Raw genomic sequence first — 18,969 nt, forward strand, 5'->3', positions numbered from 1 at the left:
CAGAAGTGCTTGGCGTCATCGCCTTACACTTCTGAGCGTCTTTCAATGGCATCAGACATGGTTTTGTCCGTTAGATGAGTGTAGACTTCAGTCGTCTCTGTTGAAGCATGACCTAGCTGCTCCTTGGTTTTGTATATATCATTCTGCAGGTAATAATCTGTGGCAAAGGAATGTCTAAGCTTATGTACCGTTAAGTAGGGCTTCCCAAAACGGCTGGCGTATTTAATAATCATTGCTTGTATAGCCCTCTTGGTCATGCGTTTGCCTTCCTGCTGGCCATTTGGAAGAGCGACGAAGAGAGCTTTCTCGCGTTTAGGCGTCCGGTAACGGGCACTACGTATAGATAAGTAGGCGTTAAGCTCATCCTTACTCTGCTCACGAAAATAGACGGGGGTCTTGAAAGTCTCATCGTTATTACCTTTACGGTATACATATAGAAGCTTGTTGGCAGGATCAATATCGTCTATGTTCAAATTGACGACTTCGGATACCCGCAGACCGGAATTTAAGATAAGGCTTGCAATACAGGCATCTCGCTCTTTGTTTAAATGATAATTATAGAGCGCTTGCTTATTATTCTCGACGTCTACACCATATCCTTCAAGAATATAGCCGATGAACTCAAGGAGCTCATCTTCTTCGAGGATCTTGCCTTTAAGTTTGGCGGCGGTGTCCTTAGGCTTGTGGATGCGCTTAATCTCAACCTTCGCCATAATATTCCGCTTCAGTAGCGGATAGAATTCCTCATCCTCGGCAATTTGGCTTAAATAGTGAAATAATGAGCGCAGGGAAGACATTTTACGGGAGACGGTTACTTTGGAATTGTTCCCGTCCACACGCGTGGTCAAGTGCAGCCGGTAACCGACAATACTATCCATCCGGAGCACTTCAAGCTCCTGAAGCGTTACTTCCTTATTAGACTCAGCGGCCGATAATCCTTCCGCGCGCAGCCACCCGAAGAACTGCTCATAATCCCGGATGTATTCAAGCAGGGTGGAGGGGGATAAATCAGGCAATTTATAATCAATGAACTGCTGAACGAACCATGGCATATTCAGGACTCGTTCATCCATTTTTTTACGATCAGAAATCTTCTGAATGTTCATTTAGTCAGCTCCTTTGCTCCAGTTCAACAAGTTAAAGACTACTCTAAATTATACCATACTACTGGAGCAGGAATGAGAGCACATAGAATGAGTAGACCTGAATATTTCGATAGATATTGGGCGAATGATGATATGTATATTCCATATTTATTCAAATCTCATTGATTTCGAACACGAACTAACAAATACAGCATATAAGGTCCACCAAGTATCGCTGTAATTAAACCGCAGGGGATTTCAATTGGAGCAAGAGCGGTACGTCCAACAAAATCTGATGCCAGAACGATTAATGCTCCGAGCAGGGCCGCAGTTGGTATTAGAACGGCGTGTTTCTCTCCAACTAGCTGTCTGGCAATATGAGGGGCCATCAAACCGACGAAGCCTATGGTTCCAGCTGTTGCAACAGAAGAGCCAGCCAAGGCAACAGCGATGAATAGGATCCAACTTCTACTTGAATGAATACGGCTTCCAAGTCCTGTTGATGTCTGATCATCCAGACTCAGGATATCCAGTCTTCGGTAACACAACCAGGCAATAGGAAGGAAGATCATTACCCAAGGAAGATAGGGCCATAGCTGTTCCCAGCTTCGTCCATACAGGCTTCCGGTCATCCAGATGGTTGCTTGATTTACGAGCCGAATATTGCCCGAGGTAGTAACAATAGTAATGAGGCCATGACAGATCGAAGCAATACCAATGCCGACCAATACCATGCGGATGGGAGACAGCCCTTTTTTCCAAGCCAGTACATAACTTAGAAAAGCAACCAGAATCGCCCCGCCAAACGCTGCGAACGGAAGCCAGTAAGAAGGAATTTGTACCCATACAATGAAGATAACAGCACACAGCGCCGCACCGGCATTTAGCCCGATTACGCTGGGTGACGCAAGCGGGTTGCGTGTAATTCCCTGAAGCAGTGTTCCCGCAGCAGCCAGACAAGCCCCTACACAAATGGCTATCAGCGCTCTGGGCAGCCGGAGTGTACGTATGATGAAATCATGATCAGGTTGGCCGATCCCAAGGATAGACTTTGTCGTATCCAGAGGAGATATCGCATATTCCCCTGTACCAACTTGCAGTATGAATAGAACTATTATCATAAGTAAGAGACTACATTGTATCATTATTCTCGGACGTACCCTCATAGCCTCCACTCCTTTTTTCGCGCCAGATAAATAAAGAAAGGCGCCCCCATCATTACGGTCATCACCCCGGCTGATACTTCATCCGGATGAATAACGAGCTTGGCAGCTATATCGGCAAGCATTAGAAGCGCAGAGCCCATCAGGATCGAGTGAACGACAATCCATCGATAATCGGACCCTGTAATGGACCTTACGATATGCGGGACGGCAAGTCCGACAAATGCAATCGGACCTGCAATTGTCACACATCCCGCGGATAACAGAACAGTAACGAAGAACAAGATTCTTTTGGTAAAAGGGGTATCAAATCCTATCCCAACAGCTACCTCATCTCCAAGCTGCAATGCGTTCATCCGGCTTCCAAGTACCAGTGCGATTAGCAATCCAACAATGATTAAGGATCCACCATAGATAAGATCTTGCAGCTCCTTCCCAGCCACAGATCCGGCCAGCCAGAAGCGAATTTCATCAATTGATTTCTCATTGAGCACAAGAACTCCCTGTGTGAAAGACGCAAGTAGGAGGGAGATGGCTGTGCCGGCTACAATCAGCTTAAGTGGCGTCATCGGCTTACCGCCTATTGAGCTTAAGACAAAAATAAATGAACCTGCACATGCCGCCCCTGCTACCGCAAAGATTTGATAAATCCATACGGATGAGCCTGGCACTAAGAGATATCCGATAACAATCGCAAGCGCTGCCCCGTTGTTAATCCCAAAAATTTCAGGTGAAGCTAATGGATTACGGGTTAATGCCTGCATACAGGCGCCCGCAGCTGCCAATCCCGCGCCTACAAATAAAGCGATAAGTGCTCTTGGTACTCGAATAGTAGATACTACCTGATGAAGTTCTGTGCTGTGGTTACCCCAGATCGATGACCAAACGGTAGGAAAATCAATAATTAGGGAACCGGTTGATAGATCCAGCAGAAAAATCGCGATAACCAAAACTAGACCAAGTCCTAACAGATAAAATTGTTTAGTCATGACTTCTCCTTCTCAAGAAAAATAATCCAAATTTGTAATTGACAATCAATTATGAAGGCATTTATACTTGTGCTTGTTGCAAGGATAATGATAATCATTATCAATTAGCCTTACATATATTATCAAAGTCGGGAGAGTGTTGTCAATGAATAGAAGTAGAGGGAAAATTTTATTTTTAATACTGCTGATTGGCCTTGTGGGAGCATTATCGGCTTGTTCAACAAGCGGTTCAAAGGAAACATCCGGTAAAGCTTCAAGTGAACCTGTTAATACGGCGCAAACGGCTAAAGAAATCATTGTAAAGCATGCGATGGGGGAAGAGAAGCTTAATGGGATTCCGCAGCGGGTGGTTGTACTCGACAACGGAGCTTTGGATAACTTGCTGGCACTGGGTGTCAAACCGGTTGGAGCGCCAACCGTGCAGCTTGAGGAACCTTATCCCGCATATTTGCGTTCGCAGGCAGAGGGGATAACGAATATTGGTACCATTGATGAACCGAACCTGGAGACGATCGCCTCACTGAAGCCTGATCTTATTCTTGGAAGTAAAGATACGCATGAGAAAATCTTCGATAAGCTGAAGCGATTAGCTCCTACTGTCTATGTGGAGTCCCTAGGCTACACTTGGAAAGACAATTTGAAGCTGCAGGCTGCTGCACTGGGTAAGGAAGCTGAAGCAGACAAGCTGTTAGGCGCCTATACCGATAGGCTCGCGCAATTTAAAGATCAAATGGGAGACAAACTTGCTAATACGACCGTATCTGTTCTACGTCCGCGTACTGATCATGTACGTGTGTATTTAAGACAGTCCTTTAGCGGAATTATTGTAGAAGATGCTGGTTTGAAGCGACCCGTCACACAACAGGCGGATGAGTTTGCTAGTAAATTAACCGAAGAACAAGTAGCTAATATGGATGGGGATGTCATTCTTTGGTTCAGCCGTGATACTAATAATTTGCTCGAGAGCAAGCTGGCAAGTAATCCGCTCTGGAAGAATCTTAAAGCTGTAAAAGATAAGAAAGTATATGAGGTTGATGCTGATCTGTGGCTAAGCGGGCTTGGTATTCAGGCTGCGAATCTGGTTGTAGATGATCTGTTCAAGATTTTCATTTCCAAATAAATGAAATTAGACTGGCTGGGGGCTGACAGTTGAAAGACTGCCAGTCCCTTTTTGCATAGTATTTAATCAAATTAAATTAATGTGGAGGGAAGTCATGTTAAGAAGACAGCGGCTAATTGTTGAGTGTCTAACAATAACTCCAGAGGAACAAAGCTTGATGGATGAACTGCGGAGATTGATTGTTGAGAAGTTAAGCTCCTCGGAAGGACAAGGATCTATTCATATTGTATGGGAGAATGAGGATCATCAGGGAGTGCAGCATTCGTCTTCTCAGGACGCTTCCGCTTCGTATCCGTTGGAAAATTCAGTACCACTAAGTTTAAGGCAAAGGGAGATTGCAAGTTTAGTATGCTCACACTACTCGGTACGTAAAATCGCAGCCACCTTGCATATATCAGAAAATACGGTCAAGAAGCATATTCAAAATATAAAAAAAGCTCTTGAAATTAGTGAGAGCGGTCCTGATTTTGTCTATGAATTACAGATCAGGCTCGGCTCGATAATCTCACAAGATAACTAAATTAATTCAAATGAGTCATTTACAGTTAAATCCAGAGGCATGTACGATAGAGGGGTACAAATGATAATGATTATCAATATCATCAAATCCATGATGCGTATTTGAAGGGAGGAACAGTCCATGATCGAACTTAAGGAGTCCCCAGTTATTCAATCCTTAACCGATTGTATTGGTCATACCCCGCTGCTTAGACTCAACCGATTGTTTCCGGGTGATCAGGTCCAGGTCTATGGGAAGCTTGAATTCATGAACCCTGGTGGCAGCATGAAGGATCGTTCAGCACGCTTTATTCTGGAGGAGGCGATTAGAACTGGAGCTATTCACCAGGATAGCCATATCATTGAGAGCACATCCGGCAATTTAGGCATTGCTCTTGCTATGATGGGCCGAATCTATGGATTGGAGGTTACTTGTGTAGTTGATCCGAACATTAGCCAGACCAACCTGAAAATCATGAGACAGATGGGGGCTAACATCGAGATGGTCACCGCGAAGGATGAGCATGGTGGCTATCTGAATACACGAATTGCCACGGTCAAGCAGCTGCTGCGTACCATTCCTCACGGCTACTGGATTAATCAGTACGCGAACGAATATAACTGGAAGGCACACTACTATGGAGCAGGAGAAGAGATCGCTAAGCAAATGGATCAGCTGGACATCTTGGTGGCCGGCATTAGCACCTCGGGAAGCATAATGGGTACAAGCCGGAGGCTTCGTGAGAAATTCCCCAGGCTCAAGGTGATTGGAGTCGATGCTGTAGGATCCGTTATTTTTGGCGGACCGAAAGGCAAGAGAGAGCTTCCAGGCATCGGGGCTAGCCGGGTACCGGAACTGCTGAACCGCGAGGAAATTGATAGAGTCATTCACGTGAATGATTACGAGTCTGCCATGGCGTGCCGGGAGATGGTACGAACTGAGGGAATATTTGCCGGGGGTTCCTCTGGCTCAGTTGTTGCGGCTATTCAAAAGCTGCTTCCAGAATTGCGGGGGACTGTGCGAATCGCTACACTGTTGCCCGATCGCGGTGATCGCTATATGGATCTTGTGTACGATGATGAATGGTTGAGTTCGGTGAAAGAGAGGGTGAGCAAGGAGTGTTAATCAGTCAAGAGAAGCAGACGCCTTCCGTGCTTTATTTAAGCCGCAGGCATGTCGCGGAAGCAGGGGGAGAATCGCCGGAATTTTTCACAGAGGTTATCGAAGAGGTCTTGGAGCTGCATGCGCTTGGCAAATTTGTACAGCCACTGAAGCCGTATCTGAGAGTGAGAGGAGAGGATGGTGAACAGGGGCATATCGCCGACCGGATTATCGCCATGCCTTCATATGTGGGTGGGAATCTCCAAATTTCAGGCTTGAAATGGATTGGTAGTAAGCATGACAATCCTTCAGTTCATGGATTAGAGCGTGCGAGCGGAATGATCGTGCTCAACGATCCCCAGACGAACTATCCAATTGCGATTATGGAGGCTGCGCTTATTAGTAGTATGCGGACAGCGGCAGTAACGTCTGTAGGGATTAAGTATTTGGCCAGAAAAGACTTCTCTGATGTGACTATTATCGGCTGTGGGATTATAGGTCAACGGCAGCTTGAAAGTGTTGCTCAGTTATTTCCCCAGGTGCAGCGGATTCATCTGTACGATGTTCATTCTGAAACTGCGAGTAGGCTCGCTGAGCGGGTGAACGCACAGTATTCTCATATCTCCTGCCGAAGCTGTGAATCGGCTGAAATAGCAGTGGGAAGCGGTGATATCGTAATTCCCTGCACTGTAACAGATAAGCCTTATATCCATTATAGCTGGCTGAAGAAAGGCAGTTTTGTGAGCAATGTATCGATTATGGATCTCCACAAGGATGTGTTTACCCATGCGGATAAAGTGGTTGTGGATGACTGGGAGCAGTCCAATAGAGAGAAGAAAATTATAAATCAGCTTGTATTGGAAGGAGCTTTCTCCAAAGAGAAGCTGCACGCCGAGCTAGGAGAGATTGTAGCCGGGATTAGACCTGGACGGGAGCTTGAGGATGAAATCATTGTCCTGAATCCAATGGGCATGGCGATTGAAGATATTTCGTGCGCGTATCGGATATATGAACAGGCTGTTGCCAAAGGGATAGGAGTTTCTCTCTCCTTGTATGATTAAGCAAAAAAGAACGAAGGTGGGAGTGAACGGGCTAACTTCTGAAAGAGAGCGATGGCCGTTGTGGAAACGCAATTTGGCTGTGCTCTGGGTTGGTCAATTTGCAGTAACGCTCGGTTTGACCGGTACAACCCCATTTATGCTGTTCCATATTGAGAGACTAGCTTCTGGTTCGGAAAGTTCCATTCTGTTGTGGACCTCGGTAGCGCTGGCGGGACCATCTGTAACTTACATGCTTACGACTCCACTATGGGGCAAGCTTGGTGACCGTATCAGCCGTAAATGGATGTTCGTTAGATCCCTTGTGGCACTAGGGATATGTATGCTTGGGATGGCATGGGCTCCAACCATAACGATATTCGTTATTTTTCGGCTGCTGCAAGGTGGGCTGGGGGGCATTTACGATTCGGCGATCGCGATGATTGCAGTAACTGCACCTTCTGAGAGAAAAGGTGAGGCCATTGGACGCTATCAACAAGCGGTCACGGCGGGAGGACTTGCTGGCCCGCTTGTTGGAGGGATGGCGATGGGCTGGATTGGAAGCGGTATGTTTCTAACGTTCGCGGCACTGCTTACACTAGCATGTAGTGCATTGGCATGGAGTACGCTGAACGATCCAGCCAAGCCCTGCGAGCATACCGCTGTGACAACAGATCAGTTCGTGGATGCTGCTGCGGCTCCCAAAGCAAGCGCCGAAATGGGAACTCAATCTAAATCTCATGGCGTGTGGGCCAGCATGCTCTGTTTCTGGTACCATCCGGAAATGAAATATTTGCTAGCGGCAGGCATTTTGTCAAAGTGCGCTGCGACAGCATTGGTAGCTATCTATCCACTGTTCATACAGGAGAATTATTCGAGTGGGTCTGCGGCGCCCAGGATGATTGGCTTGCTTGAAGCTGCCACAGGAGTAGGAGCACTTTACGGAGCAGGAAGATGGAGTAAGGAAGGCGATCGCAAGAAGCCGATACGTTTGATTATGATTTCTCTTTGTCTAAGCGGAATGGTTGTCTTTCTTCAAGCCTGCACACCAGTATTTACTGTTCTAATTCTGCTGAAGCTTGCTCAGGGATATGTTTTCAGCGCAATTATTCCATTATTGCTCCGAACCATAATTCAAGACTCACCTGAAGGCAGACAAGGGGTTAATATCGGCACAGCAAATAGTCTACTAGTTACCGGTCAATTAGCGGGTTCATTTATGCCGCAAGTAATTCATAGTCTTCCTAGTGCAGTACGTGGTATATGGGGAATTGGTGTATTACCGTTAATCGGTGCAGTTATGATTACTTCCCCACTCATTAAGAAGAAGTACACGGAGAGGAGAAGAACAGAGAAATATGAGCATGAAACAAGAACTGATGTCCAATGAAATCCTATCACAGCAGTTAGCAGAGCAGAGTGCATTGACTCGGCTTCTCAATGCTTATTTGCGTGAGGTACATTGCACCCCGGTAACTGAGTACGATACAGAATTAAGATTACCGTTAACAGGGCGATGTATTAGCCTGAACTTCCACCAAATTTCCGCTGCGGGGCACCACAGATATATTTTCCCATTAATAGGGAGAGATGCGGATGGTGGGAAAGAGGTCACTACATTGGAACCCTGTATGGCTATGGATTGGCTGTTGGAAGAAGTAGGCGCATCTGATACGGATACTTTGACGACTCAAGACAGAGTTGCAGATCTTCGCAATCAAATGAATAACAGTATATATAAGACAGCATTCTACGTTCTCAATCGACTACAAAACAATAAACAGCGGATTGGTATAACAAGTGAATACCAGAATTGTAATGTTCTTCGTTCGGAGCAGTCCTTGCTCTTCGGGCATCCTTTTCATCCGACGCCGAAGAGTTCGGAAGGCTTCACGGAAGATGACCTGCGGCGCTATGCTCCCGAGATGAATGCCTCATTTCAACTAACCTGGTTTGCTGTTCATTCTGACTTGTTTCGCGAGGATTGGTTAACAGATAGCTCTCTGATGACCGAATGGCAGGGCTGTGAGCATAGATTGCAGGAAGAGATCGTAGCGATTCATCGATCAAGTGGGCTTAGAGCAGATGAGATAGCGGTATTGACTTCTTATCGCTTGCTGCCTGCTCACCCTTGGCAGTCTGAATATTTATTGCAACAAGCTCGTATCCGAAGCTGGATTGATGGTGGAAAGCTGAAATACCTCGGTAGTCTGGGGGATTGGCAGTACCCTAGCTCATCCGTACGGACGGTTTGGTCGCCGGCACAATCGTTTTACCTGAAGCTGCCTTTGCACGTGCGAATAACGAATTTTATCCGGACGAACAATGAGGAGCAGTACAAGCGGTCCATGGATGCGGCCCGAATCTGGGCTGCGATAGAGCCTGCTTTTCACTATCCGGGCTTTGGAATTCTCCAGGAGCATGGCGTGGTCTCCATTTCAGATGCCGAGCTTGCCGAGGAGTTCAGTGTATTATTCCGTGCATCCCTTCCCGGTAATCAGTCACGAAATGAAGATTGGCATGTAGTCGCAGCTATGCTTGAAGATGAGTTTGATCGACCGGAATACCTTCCAGCTACAAAGATTGAGGCAGTTAAGTGGATCAGGGCTTATGTTCACATCTATGTCATTCCTGTGTTTCAGCTGTTTGCTGACTTTGGATATAGCCTGGAAGCCCACGTACAGAATACGCTGATTAGAATCCAGGATGGAGTTCCTACCGGATGTTATGTTCGTGACTTGGAAGGCGTAAGCGTGTGCAGGAACAAGGCACAGGAGTTGGGATGGGTTAATCACAAGATAGCGCCGGATAGCCCAGTCTTAAGTGATACAGATGAAGCATGGAAGCGGCTGCTCTATTATAACGTGACAAATCATCTGAGCCATATGGTTGCAACGATATCCCGGGCTTCTCATACAGAGGAGGGAGATTTATGGAGTGAGACAGCACATGCAATCTCCACACATCCTGAAAGTGGAGCTCCTTCACTACGAGAATGGATCAACCGTCTGTTAGAAACACCCGTTCTTCCGGCAAAAGCAAATCTGATCAGCCGTTTCCATCAGCAAGGCGAGCGGCCCCGTTATGTAGAAATTCCGAATCCGCTGAACGGATTCCTCGACAAGAAGGAGAACAAATAATGAAGCAGTGGATAGACGAATGGGTAGCGCAAAGTACTTCATCTGAGAATCAAGCCTGCAGACGCCGGGTGCTTCGGCAGTTGATGGAATCTATGGTACATGAAGGCATACTCCATGTGGAAATTGCAAAATCTGCTGGGTCGAGTGGAGACCTAATGGACAAGCTGGAATACCGGGTAATAGGGCAAGACGGGAATGGAGATGCGGTATTGTATACTTTCCATGCAAGGGACACAGGGAGTTTCGGCCGTATTCGTATTCTATCGCCTATCTACCGAATTAAGTCAGGCTCTGATTCATTAAAATCGGAAGTCATCTCCATTGCTCAGCTTCTGCAGGAGTTATCTATACATTATCCAAGTGCTGAAGCAGAACGGCTGTCCACATTCGCGCAAGAGCTGGAAAGAACCCTTGTAAATGATGCTTTTCATAACGCATGGAATAGGCAATCTGCAGGGAGCGATATATTGGATTCGAACATACATGAGCCCAGTTCACTCACGGAATGGGAAGCCTATACAAGTACTGGCCATCCCTATCATCCGAGTTACAAGTCGCGTATAGGTTTCTCACTGGAAGACCATCTGTCCTACGCTCCAGAGTTCGGTCCAAGCTTTCATCTGGTTTGGGTCGCTGTCCATCGATCTTATGCTGAGGCGTACACCTTATCTACCTTAAGCTACGAGGAATATATTGTTGAATTGCTTGGGGAGGAACAGAAAAGGCAGTTTGATCACAAAATCATTTCAAATGGCCTTGATCCAAGCAACTATCTCCTGACTCCTGTACATCCCTGGCAGTGGGAGAATAAGATCACGATGGACGCCAGTGAACTGATCAGAAGCAGAATGATGATCCCGCTGGGTACTGACTGTGACCTATATCAGCCTCTACAATCAATCCGAACTTTAGCTAATATTACAAATCCAGTCAAGCCATATGTAAAAACATCGCTACAGATCGTTAACACATCCGCACTCCGAGTCATTGGGATACATCATGTTCGTAATGCACCCGCTATTTCGGAATGGCTGCATCAACTGCATAGGGAGGATGTTTATTTAAGAGAAGAGTGCGGTGTAATTATTTTACGGGAAACAGCCGCAGTCGCACTCCGGTATAACCTCCTGCCTGAACCACTATCCAGACTGTTAGAGGGCTCCATGAGTACTGTATATCGTGAAAGTCTTGAGCCGCTGCTGGAAGCTGATGAACAAGCTGTTCCCTATACTTTTGTAACCCATTTATCTAACAATGTGCCGGAAATAGATGCATGGATAGATCAGTTTGGGGCAGAGAATTGGGTACAGCGGCTGCTTGAGGTGACGATGCAACCCATGCTTCATCTTCTCTATGCTTATGGCGTTGGACTGGAATCTCACGGGCAGAATATGATACTCATCCATAAGAATGGGTGGCCTGAGCGAATCGCTTTGCGGGATTTACCAGGGGGAATTAGGTGCCTTGGGAATCATCATTCATATAAGAATCGCCTGCCACTGCCTTCACTTGCATTAAGACCTGGTGAGAGCAGTCATCCGATCCTGGCAGATACAGCTCAAGATGTGCGGGATTTCTGGGTAGACGCCTTTCTGCATATTCAGCTTTATGAGATTGCTGTGTTTATGACAGAGCAATATGGTTTTACAGAGCAACAGTTTTGGAGTATGGTCGGCGATGTAGTTCAGAACTATCAAAGTCTTTTCCCTCAATTGGAACGGCAATTTGACTTGTTCGATCTAGCCGCTGAGACATTCCAAGTCGGTCAACTAACACTCCGCAAAATATATGGGGAGGGTGACGGAAGAGAGCATACCGTGCCTAACCCCCTGCATTCCGTGCTTTCAAATGCAAATCAGCTTACTTAAGGGAGGAGATTCATTGTCTTGAACGAAAATTGGACCCGGGTTGCAAAGACATGGATACAAGGACATGAAAAAAGAGATAGCGGCGATCTCTTATGCGCTTTTGTGTATGATCTTGAGTCGCTAAAAGAACACGCATCGAATGTGACTCATGCACTTCCAGACTATTGTCAGATGTATTATGCCATGAAGGCTAACAGCGAAGAACCGATTTTGAATACCATTCATCCGTATGTTACTGGATTTGAGACTGCCTCAATCGGAGAGATTAGAAAGGCAAGAGCGGTGAGCGATGATGTGCCAATCATCTTCGGTGGGCCTGGTAAAACCGATGAAGAGCTACGTGAAGCGGTCCTACTTCATGTGGAGCGTATTCACGTAGAGAGTCTGCATGAATTAAGGCGGTTAATGCTTATAGCAGAAAAGCTAGAAACAGAGATTACAATTTTGCTTCGGGTCAATATTAGCATGGAGAACGATGTACCGGAGGCAACACTTCAGATGGGAGGAAGGCCGACTCAATTTGGTATGGAGGAAGGAGATTTAGAGGCAGCGGCTTATATTTTGGAAAGTTCCCGCTTTCTCCGAATGGCCGGGTTCCATCTCCATACGGTCTCCAATCAGATGGAGGCGGAACAGCACCTTTCATTAATAGGTCGTTATATCGACAAGGTAGAGGCATGGATGCCTATGTACAAGCTGGATCGTCTTATTTTGAATGCAGGTGGCGGGATTGGGGTCAACTACGCGGATTTGGAACAGCAGTTTGATTGGCAAAGATTCACCAACGGACTGCATCAGCTTGGACAAAGCAATCAACTTATCTCCAGCGGTAAGCTCAAATTAAACTTTGAGTGTGGAAGATATTTGGCTGCTTTCTGTGGAACCTATGTGACCGAAGTCATTGATGTGAAGCGCAATCATGGAAAAACGTATGCCATAGTACGAGGCGGAACACAGCATTTCCGGCTCCCTGTATCCTGGAAGCATAATCATCCTTTCGAGATCGTAGAGCGCGACGAGTGGGATTATTCTTTCCATCGTCCAACGGCAGTTGATGCGCCTGTGACGATTGTTGGTCAGCTTTGCACACCCAAAGACGTGTTCGCGGACAATATTCCGTTGTCAAGAATACGAAGTGGAGATTTGATTATGTTTGTTCTTGCAGGTGCATACGGATGGGCAATCTCTCACCATGACTTTTTAAGTCACCCGCATCCCAAAATGGTGTACATTTAGTAGGTATTTAAATAAAGGGCAGCTACTCCTTAGGAGGGCTGTCCTTTTTGTGTGATTTGATTTTACATTAGCAAATTGGCAAGTAAGTTAAAAACTATTTGAAGAATATAAAAAATCAACATATGAAAAATTCATAATAGAAAAACAATTATTGATATTTATCTAGTTACGGTATCGAAAATTTCTACATGTTACTATACCTTGCTCAAAAGAAAATTAGTTTTAACGAAAAAGAGACCTTGGTATAAATAATAAATATTATGTTAACTCAAGGCTTCGAAATTACGCATTCATTCTAAACCGTTGTTTTAATTTGAATTTAATCAGATTTTAAAGCTGAGGGCTCTCTTATTTTAATCAGAGTCCATTATGATCAAAGTGGTTGAAAGGAAGGTGTAATCAATCAGAATCGTAATGTCAAACATTAAGATGCCTGAAATAGAACTGACTAGGAGGAAACGATGAGGATTTATGAGATTATATTGCTAATATCCTGTTTGGCGCTGCTTCAATATTTGATATTTTTCAAGAAATCGGAGAAAAAAATGGGGTTAGTTCTCGCTTTGGCATTCCTGGTAGATTCGATCATCCAACTGAGCTGGGAAGGATATAGGTGGCAAATGCTCCCCATCTATATCACGGCATGTATTTACATATCAATATGCTTTTTGCAAAGCTCTAACAAGAAAGCTCTTTGGAGAATGCCCAAGCCGCTGACTTATGTTTTGTATTCGATATCAGTGCTGCTTCTGGCAATTTCAACTTTGCTTTGTGTATATTTACCTGTTGTTGAGCTGCCTAAACTGGAAGGACCGTATTCGGTAGGCACACGCACTTTCCATTTCACAGACGCTGGTAGGGATGAAATATTCACTTTGAATCTGGATGATAAAAGAGAGCTAATGGTACAGATCTGGTACCCTTCAGTCAAGCAGCAAGGGAAGAAGAGAGCCTCTATCTTCCCGGAGGATAGAAACCTTTTCCAAAAATACGCTCATGCATACGCCTCGAAATTAAAGCTTTCTGAATTTGTTCTAGATTACTGGAAATATTTCAAAAGCAATTCGTATGAGAATGCGGGTATTCTGCATCCTTCCAAGCCATATCCACTTATCATTCTTTCTCATGGGGAAGGTACGGGCCGTATCCTCCATATCTCACAAGCAGAGAACCTTGCCAGTCATGGATATATTGTGGCAGCAATCGATCACACCTACAGTACAACGGCCACTGCTTTCCCGGATGGAAGAGTGACTGGATATGAACGGAATTCTGGAGCTGGAGATGAAGAACTCTTAACAAATGCCAAAAAGACCGGTAAGGTGTGGAATGCAGATATCGATTTTGTGATCGATCAATTTGAGCGGATGAATGCGGGTGACGAGAGCAGCTTCCTTAAAGGGGCACTGGATATGAATAATATTGGAATCATGGGACATTCATTTGGCGGAGCGACGGCTTTTCACGAAGTGCAGTTCAATCCCAAGGTTAAAGCAGGTGTGAATATGGATGGGACTCTCTATGATTTGAGCCTGCCTGAGGGTAAAATTAAGCCATTTATGTTCCTGAGGGCGGAGGACTTTAATACATGGACTACCAAATATAAGCAAGGCTCTATACACGATGCCAAACTGAACAAGATGATTTCCTCGGAGCTCAAGGTCATGAATCAAGTAGTAAAGAGCGGAGGAGAGGTAATGTATATTCAAGGTACTTCGCATTATAACTTTACGGATCTGCAATTATACTCCAAGCTCATACGGCTAACAGGGATGACTGGAAGTATCGATGGTTATAGAGGCGCCAAAATCGTGAATGAATATGTACTGAACTTCTTCAACAAGCAATTGAAGGGAACAGGCGGAGAGTTATTATACGACTCTAACACAGCTTATCCAGAAGTGAAATTAATGAAAAGCAGTGATTTAAGCAAATGATTGAGAAATTTAAGGTGAATTCCAATTACATCCGGTGTTTTACGAAGAAGCTCAACGGGGGAATCATGATGTGACCCATAATAAACTTACACTATATGAAAAATTCATACTAACAGTACAATTATGATTCTAGCTACTTCATTCGTATTCCAACCATCCACATATCTATGATATGTATCATGTATTAAGAAATAATAGACATAACTAAAATTATGTTAACTATATTGCATTTCGCCTCACTTGTATCCACTTTAATATACTTTCAGGCTTTTCGCCAAGGAAGATCCTAATACAATATCACTTTCCTGCTTCACATATTTCATCCGGCTGGTCATGCTGCCACGGTGCAGCTCTCCGATTTGGATGGAGGATGAAGAGGTAACTTCATTGATATGTATTGAGTCTATATGGATTGTGCTAAGTTCGTTGTGTGCAAGGAATGCTGAAATTGAGGGAGATTGGACTGTCTGAATGGGAACAGATCTAGTAAATACAGAGAAGTCCGTGAACCTGCCCTCCGCATGGCGAAATATCGGGATGCTTCTTTCTATGGCTATAGTTCGTGAACGGCTGAAGGCATTTCCAGTATCTCCGTAAATGAAAGACGAGCTATCGGATACATCCAATATATAAATCTGATCCACTTTGAGAGATCTAGTCATACTTTTATTTGCTGAGCAGGTGGAAGAAATACCGGCTTGGGTCCGCTTAATGGCTCCTGGCTCGCATCATAGAGCGAGATGAGCTGTAGCGAACCGGTATCTCCTGCGTGGACAAGCGAAGAACGACTTACACTAACGATCCGAAGAGAGCCAACATACAGATCTTTATTCATGACATTAAGCTTCATAACAATCACTTCCCTAATAGAGTATGTTTGATATGGGTATTTAACGCAGTCTGAATATCCCGCTTCAGTTGGGTGGTTACCATAGCGATTTTTTGCTCCTGATCGGAAAGATCCGGAAGATCGTTCACTTGTTTGGCATAGATCTGTATCCGGTCATCGATTTGACGGCGTATATCATCCATGACTTGTTGCTTGTATGCATCGGTTAAATTAAGCTGATGTGCAGCAAGCATATTATTGAACAGCACGGGGACTTCTTCGTCTAGAAAGCACATGACCTGTTCCTTCGCCCTACGGTTAATCTCTTCCAGCCCTGCATCTTTGACATCCTTGTGATCAGATGAAGGCGTCTGTTTATCACCAACTGCAATATGCTCTATGGATTGGCCATTCCCGGGGGTGGTTCCAATGTTCAAAGTGCCTTCAAGCTTTTCTATTTTTAATAAGTCAAAATGATATTGGACTCCTCCGGTAGAAGCGGTCGCCGAGGATTTCATCTCATCTATGGCTTGACTGAGTCCTTTAATAGATGCTTCTAGCTGGTCCAGCCTTGCTGTTATCGATTGCAGCTGTGAGGCAAGCTGCTGATAATAATATGGATGCACAGGAGTCTCCCCCTTCCTGTTGGATTGTATGCGGAGAGGGGAGAATCAATTCTATGAATTCATGCCGGAAATGCCATCTTCTCCAGCGGGCGCCATAAACATGTCTGTTGCCGGTTCTGGCAGCAGTATTAACGACGGCGTCTCATTATAGGGAATTGGCTCAAGATCAGGCTGCTCTTCACTTACAGGCTCAGTAGGCTCGGTACTTAAGATCTGCGAACCAGCGCTAATGGCGCCTGACGTACCAATTTGCAGAACAGAGGAATTAGTCATATTGTTGATTCGGATCAGATGGATGGTAATGGTCTGGTGAACCGTAAGAACCATATTTGTCCCTCATTTCTTAACCCAAGCCTCCAGCCTGGTCGACAAGATCGGAGTCCATCGTATTCGTGCTGCTTAACGAGTTGTTGGTAATCACCGTACCTATCGAGTCACCAACAGCAAAAGAGTTGGCACCGCCATATTGCTTATTATCACTGTTCAACACAACTGAAGCTGTGTTCCCGATGAGCACCGTGGAGCTGGCATTAACATTGACGATTTTTAAATTGCCGATAATGGATACCACAGGCTTCACCTCTGTTCATGTAAGAATGATTGAATGATGTCATAGTCTGATGGTACAGAACATTGTATGTGGATGTATGCCTAAGTGTCACTCTTTGAGATAAGCCTACATATTCTGAGTGAAAAAGCTGGCAAGGCAGGAGGAAGTAGAGAGCATGGGAACAAAAAAGAACATGAATGCCCAGTGGCTTGGTGAAGATTCTTTTTTTAAAAATCACTTTCCTTTCAATGAGTTCAAGGAGCAGTTGAATTTAGACCCGTCAGAGGTAGATAAATATGTAGAGAATGCGATCAGCAAGGCCATGGCAGGTCACCGTCTGTTCGATACGGAAGCGCCAGCCGGCAAGGCTATGAGGCATGAACTTTTGGACACTCATCATTTTATATTAGTCAAAATAAGCGTTCCCCGGGAGATGCACCCGGAGAATCTCTGGGTTCAGGCAAGCCGGACACAATTGAAATATAGCCGGCAAGAAGGGAAGACTCCGCAGATTATCACGCTGCCTGCCCCAGTTAATCCTGCAAAGAGCAGCGCCACATTTAAGACAGGATCTCTGGAAGTTAAGCTGCCCAAGCTGAGAAGTGGCGCATTTCAGGAAGTGCCAATCAGATATTTATAAATGTCGTGAAATCTATTAAAAAACAGCGTATAATATATGTTATACGCTGTTTTGCTTACAATCAATTAAGACTGCAATTCGCTAGTAATAGCACGTAATGATTAATCTGTAATTCACCCCTTGGGCCTTACATATTTCATAATTCTTAAGCGATCTACACAGCGCTGTGTTAAAATTAAATGCCGGTAACGAAGGAGTGGAGCTTCTTGCACGACACTATTGAAGAATTATATGCTGATGAGCTGGAAGCTTTCCTCATATGGATGAAAGACGCGGGCTACACCAGCTATACACAGAAATCTTATCTTAGTGATGTACATGAGTTTCTAGGGTCATTAAATGGTAAACCATTAGGCTCGGTCAAAAAGTTTCATGTTGTCGCCTTTTTATCAGCAGTTCGTGAGAGAGGTGTTAGTGACTCTACACGGAACCGCAAGCATGCTTCGGTGAACTGTTTTTTCAAAGCATTAATTGAGCTTGAGCTGTATTCGGACAATCCGGCTGCCGGGATTAAGAAATCGAAAATGGACAAGAACCGTGCACCTGTTTTTTTGGATGAGACGGATTTAAGCAAGTTCCTGCAATCTGTTGATGGCAAGCACAGGCTTCGGAATATGGCAGTGTTCCTGCTAATGTCATACATGGGACTTCGGGTAGGAGAGGTTCATGCGCTGAACCTGGCTGATTTCAATCCGCAGAGGAAGCTGCTCAGCGTGTACGGAAAAGGACGCAAGTGGCGTTCGATCCCTGTTCCAGATGCGGTCAACGAGGTTCTTCAGCAAGCTATTCAGGAACGCCTGAGTCCTTGGAGAGCCAAAGAAACAGCCATGTTCATCTCGCAGAAAGGAAGAAGGTTATCTATTCGCTGTATACAGCAAATTGCAGCGGATACCTTTGATCGATTTCAGCATGAGGTGCCTCCAGATCGAAGGGCTGCCTATTCAAGTCATAAGCTAAGGCATTCATTTGCGACTATGCTGCTGAGAAAAGGTGCAGATTTAAGAACCGTTCAAGAATTGCTGGGTCATTCCTCCATCCAGACCACTACGATTTATACTCATATTACCAATCGGGAGAAAGAGGAAGCTGTTGGTCGGTTAGAAATCCAAATTCCGTCATTTCATTAATAACATAACTTTTATTATGTAA

The 18,969-nt window shown here is 45.1% G+C and carries 19 protein-coding genes; 11 read left to right on the plus strand and 8 right to left on the minus strand.

The window, feature by feature from the left end:
• Positions 1 to 23: 23 nt before the first annotated feature.
• From xerS to ACRRNK_RS10320, 3 genes are all read right to left on the minus strand, one after another.
• Positions 24 to 1,106 carry a tyrosine recombinase XerS gene (gene xerS, locus ACRRNK_RS10310; protein ID WP_433946639.1) on the minus strand — a complete coding sequence of 361 codons (1,083 nt, stop codon included), beginning with the start codon at positions 1,104 to 1,106 and terminating at the stop codon, positions 24 to 26.
• Positions 1,107 to 1,264: 158 nt separating this feature from the next.
• A complete protein-coding gene (locus ACRRNK_RS10315; protein ID WP_433946640.1) occupies positions 1,265 to 2,206 on the minus strand; it encodes a FecCD family ABC transporter permease in 942 nt (313 codons plus the stop codon).
• 41 nt (positions 2,207 to 2,247) lie between these two features.
• Positions 2,248 to 3,237, minus strand: a complete 990-nt coding sequence (locus tag ACRRNK_RS10320) for a FecCD family ABC transporter permease (protein WP_433946641.1) — start codon at positions 3,235 to 3,237, stop codon at positions 2,248 to 2,250.
• A 145-nt stretch (positions 3,238 to 3,382) separates the two neighbouring features.
• Here ACRRNK_RS10320 and ACRRNK_RS10325 point away from each other — a divergent pair, with 145 nt between their 5' ends.
• The 9 genes from ACRRNK_RS10325 to ACRRNK_RS10365 all read left to right on the plus strand — a co-directional run bounded on the left by ACRRNK_RS10325 (position 3,383) and on the right by ACRRNK_RS10365 (position 15,175).
• Complete coding sequence (locus ACRRNK_RS10325) at positions 3,383 to 4,357, plus strand: ABC transporter substrate-binding protein (protein WP_433946642.1); 975 nt, start codon at positions 3,383 to 3,385, stop codon at positions 4,355 to 4,357.
• 94 nt (positions 4,358 to 4,451) lie between these two features.
• Positions 4,452 to 4,877, plus strand: coding sequence for a response regulator transcription factor (locus ACRRNK_RS10330; RefSeq protein WP_433946643.1), 426 nt, complete (start codon positions 4,452 to 4,454; stop codon positions 4,875 to 4,877).
• Between the two features lie 120 nt (positions 4,878 to 4,997).
• Positions 4,998 to 5,981, plus strand: a complete 984-nt coding sequence (sbnA, locus tag ACRRNK_RS10335) for a 2,3-diaminopropionate biosynthesis protein SbnA (RefSeq protein ID WP_433946644.1) — start codon at positions 4,998 to 5,000, stop codon at positions 5,979 to 5,981.
• Positions 5,975 to 7,018: a 2,3-diaminopropionate biosynthesis protein SbnB gene (gene sbnB / locus ACRRNK_RS10340; protein ID WP_433946645.1), complete on the plus strand. Its 1,044-nt coding sequence runs from the start codon at positions 5,975 to 5,977 to the stop codon at positions 7,016 to 7,018. The genes sbnA and sbnB overlap by 7 nt, the downstream gene beginning before the upstream one ends.
• Entirely contained in the window at positions 7,011 to 8,384 is a 1,374-nt protein-coding gene (locus ACRRNK_RS10345; RefSeq protein WP_433946646.1) for an MFS transporter, read from the plus strand. Before sbnB ends, ACRRNK_RS10345 begins: the two co-directional genes overlap by 8 nt.
• Positions 8,353 to 10,134, plus strand: a complete 1,782-nt coding sequence (locus tag ACRRNK_RS10350) for an IucA/IucC family protein (RefSeq protein WP_433946647.1) — start codon at positions 8,353 to 8,355, stop codon at positions 10,132 to 10,134. Before ACRRNK_RS10345 ends, ACRRNK_RS10350 begins: the two co-directional genes overlap by 32 nt.
• Positions 10,134 to 12,002 (plus strand): IucA/IucC family protein, encoded by a 1,869-nt coding sequence (locus tag ACRRNK_RS10355; RefSeq protein WP_433946648.1) that lies wholly within the window; start codon positions 10,134 to 10,136, stop codon positions 12,000 to 12,002. The genes ACRRNK_RS10350 and ACRRNK_RS10355 overlap by 1 nt, the downstream gene beginning before the upstream one ends.
• Before the next feature lie 54 nt (positions 12,003 to 12,056).
• Positions 12,057 to 13,238, plus strand: a complete 1,182-nt coding sequence (locus ACRRNK_RS10360; protein ID WP_433946858.1) for a type III PLP-dependent enzyme — start codon at positions 12,057 to 12,059, stop codon at positions 13,236 to 13,238.
• A 701-nt stretch (positions 13,239 to 13,939) separates the two neighbouring features.
• On the plus strand, positions 13,940 to 15,175 hold the full coding sequence (locus ACRRNK_RS10365; protein ID WP_433946649.1) for an alpha/beta hydrolase family protein: 1,236 nt from the start codon (positions 13,940 to 13,942) through the stop codon (positions 15,173 to 15,175).
• 251 nt (positions 15,176 to 15,426) lie between these two features.
• Here ACRRNK_RS10365 and ACRRNK_RS10370 read toward each other — a convergent pair whose 3' ends face one another.
• Genes ACRRNK_RS10370 through ACRRNK_RS10390 form a run of 5 tightly spaced genes read right to left on the minus strand, consistent with a single transcriptional unit; the run spans position 15,427 to position 17,210 of the window.
• Positions 15,427 to 15,837, minus strand: a complete 411-nt coding sequence (locus ACRRNK_RS10370) for a spore germination protein GerPE (RefSeq protein WP_433946650.1) — start codon at positions 15,835 to 15,837, stop codon at positions 15,427 to 15,429.
• Entirely contained in the window at positions 15,834 to 16,010 is a 177-nt protein-coding gene (locus ACRRNK_RS10375; protein ID WP_433946651.1) for a hypothetical protein, read from the minus strand. Before ACRRNK_RS10375 ends, ACRRNK_RS10370 begins: the two co-directional genes overlap by 4 nt.
• Positions 16,011 to 16,030: 20 nt before the next feature.
• Positions 16,031 to 16,630: a spore germination protein GerPC gene (gene gerPC, locus ACRRNK_RS10380; RefSeq protein WP_433946652.1), complete on the minus strand. Its 600-nt coding sequence runs from the start codon at positions 16,628 to 16,630 to the stop codon at positions 16,031 to 16,033.
• 51 nt (positions 16,631 to 16,681) lie between these two features.
• Entirely contained in the window at positions 16,682 to 16,957 is a 276-nt protein-coding gene (locus ACRRNK_RS10385; RefSeq protein WP_433946653.1) for a spore germination protein GerPB, read from the minus strand.
• A 16-nt stretch (positions 16,958 to 16,973) separates the two neighbouring features.
• A complete protein-coding gene (locus ACRRNK_RS10390; protein WP_433946654.1) occupies positions 16,974 to 17,210 on the minus strand; it encodes a spore germination protein in 237 nt (78 codons plus the stop codon).
• A gap of 145 nt (positions 17,211 to 17,355) precedes the next feature.
• Between ACRRNK_RS10390 and ACRRNK_RS10395 the strand changes: the two genes are divergently transcribed.
• Both ACRRNK_RS10395 and ACRRNK_RS10400 read left to right on the plus strand, forming a co-directional pair.
• Positions 17,356 to 17,820, plus strand: coding sequence for an Hsp20/alpha crystallin family protein (locus tag ACRRNK_RS10395; RefSeq protein ID WP_433946655.1), 465 nt, complete (start codon positions 17,356 to 17,358; stop codon positions 17,818 to 17,820).
• A 206-nt stretch (positions 17,821 to 18,026) separates the two neighbouring features.
• Complete coding sequence (locus ACRRNK_RS10400; protein ID WP_433946656.1) at positions 18,027 to 18,947, plus strand: tyrosine-type recombinase/integrase; 921 nt, start codon at positions 18,027 to 18,029, stop codon at positions 18,945 to 18,947.
• The last annotated feature ends 22 nt before the right edge of the window (positions 18,948 to 18,969 follow it).

The organism is Paenibacillus sp. SN-8-1, from assembly GCF_050995535.1.
Lineage (GTDB): Bacteria > Bacillota > Bacilli > Paenibacillales > Paenibacillaceae > Fontibacillus.

Bases quoted from the DNA above. Each gene is read 5' to 3' on its own strand.
- sbnA (WP_433946644.1), top strand. From the start codon at position 4,998: ATGATCGAACTTAAGGAGTCCCCAGTTATTCAATCCTTAACCGATTGT.
- ACRRNK_RS10365 (WP_433946649.1), top strand. From the start codon at position 13,940: ATGCCCAAGCCGCTGACTTATGTTTTGTATTCGATATCAGTGCTGCTT.
- ACRRNK_RS10320 (WP_433946641.1), bottom strand. From the start codon at position 3,237: ATGACTAAACAATTTTATCTGTTAGGACTTGGTCTAGTTTTGGTTATC.
- ACRRNK_RS10330 (WP_433946643.1), top strand. From the start codon at position 4,452: ATGTTAAGAAGACAGCGGCTAATTGTTGAGTGTCTAACAATAACTCCA.
- ACRRNK_RS10355 (WP_433946648.1), top strand. From the start codon at position 10,134: ATGAAGCAGTGGATAGACGAATGGGTAGCGCAAAGTACTTCATCTGAG.
- ACRRNK_RS10395 (WP_433946655.1), top strand. From the start codon at position 17,356: ATGGGAACAAAAAAGAACATGAATGCCCAGTGGCTTGGTGAAGATTCT.
- ACRRNK_RS10325 (WP_433946642.1), top strand. From the start codon at position 3,383: ATGAATAGAAGTAGAGGGAAAATTTTATTTTTAATACTGCTGATTGGC.
- ACRRNK_RS10370 (WP_433946650.1), bottom strand. From the start codon at position 15,837: ATGACTAGATCTCTCAAAGTGGATCAGATTTATATATTGGATGTATCC.
- ACRRNK_RS10375 (WP_433946651.1), bottom strand. From the start codon at position 16,010: ATGAATAAAGATCTGTATGTTGGCTCTCTTCGGATCGTTAGTGTAAGT.
- ACRRNK_RS10385 (WP_433946653.1), bottom strand. From the start codon at position 16,957: ATGGTTCTTACGGTTCACCAGACCATTACCATCCATCTGATCCGAATC.
- xerS (WP_433946639.1), bottom strand. From the start codon at position 1,106: ATGAACATTCAGAAGATTTCTGATCGTAAAAAAATGGATGAACGAGTC.
- ACRRNK_RS10345 (WP_433946646.1), top strand. From the start codon at position 7,011: ATGATTAAGCAAAAAAGAACGAAGGTGGGAGTGAACGGGCTAACTTCT.
- ACRRNK_RS10350 (WP_433946647.1), top strand. From the start codon at position 8,353: ATGAGCATGAAACAAGAACTGATGTCCAATGAAATCCTATCACAGCAG.
- ACRRNK_RS10315 (WP_433946640.1), bottom strand. From the start codon at position 2,206: ATGATAATAGTTCTATTCATACTGCAAGTTGGTACAGGGGAATATGCG.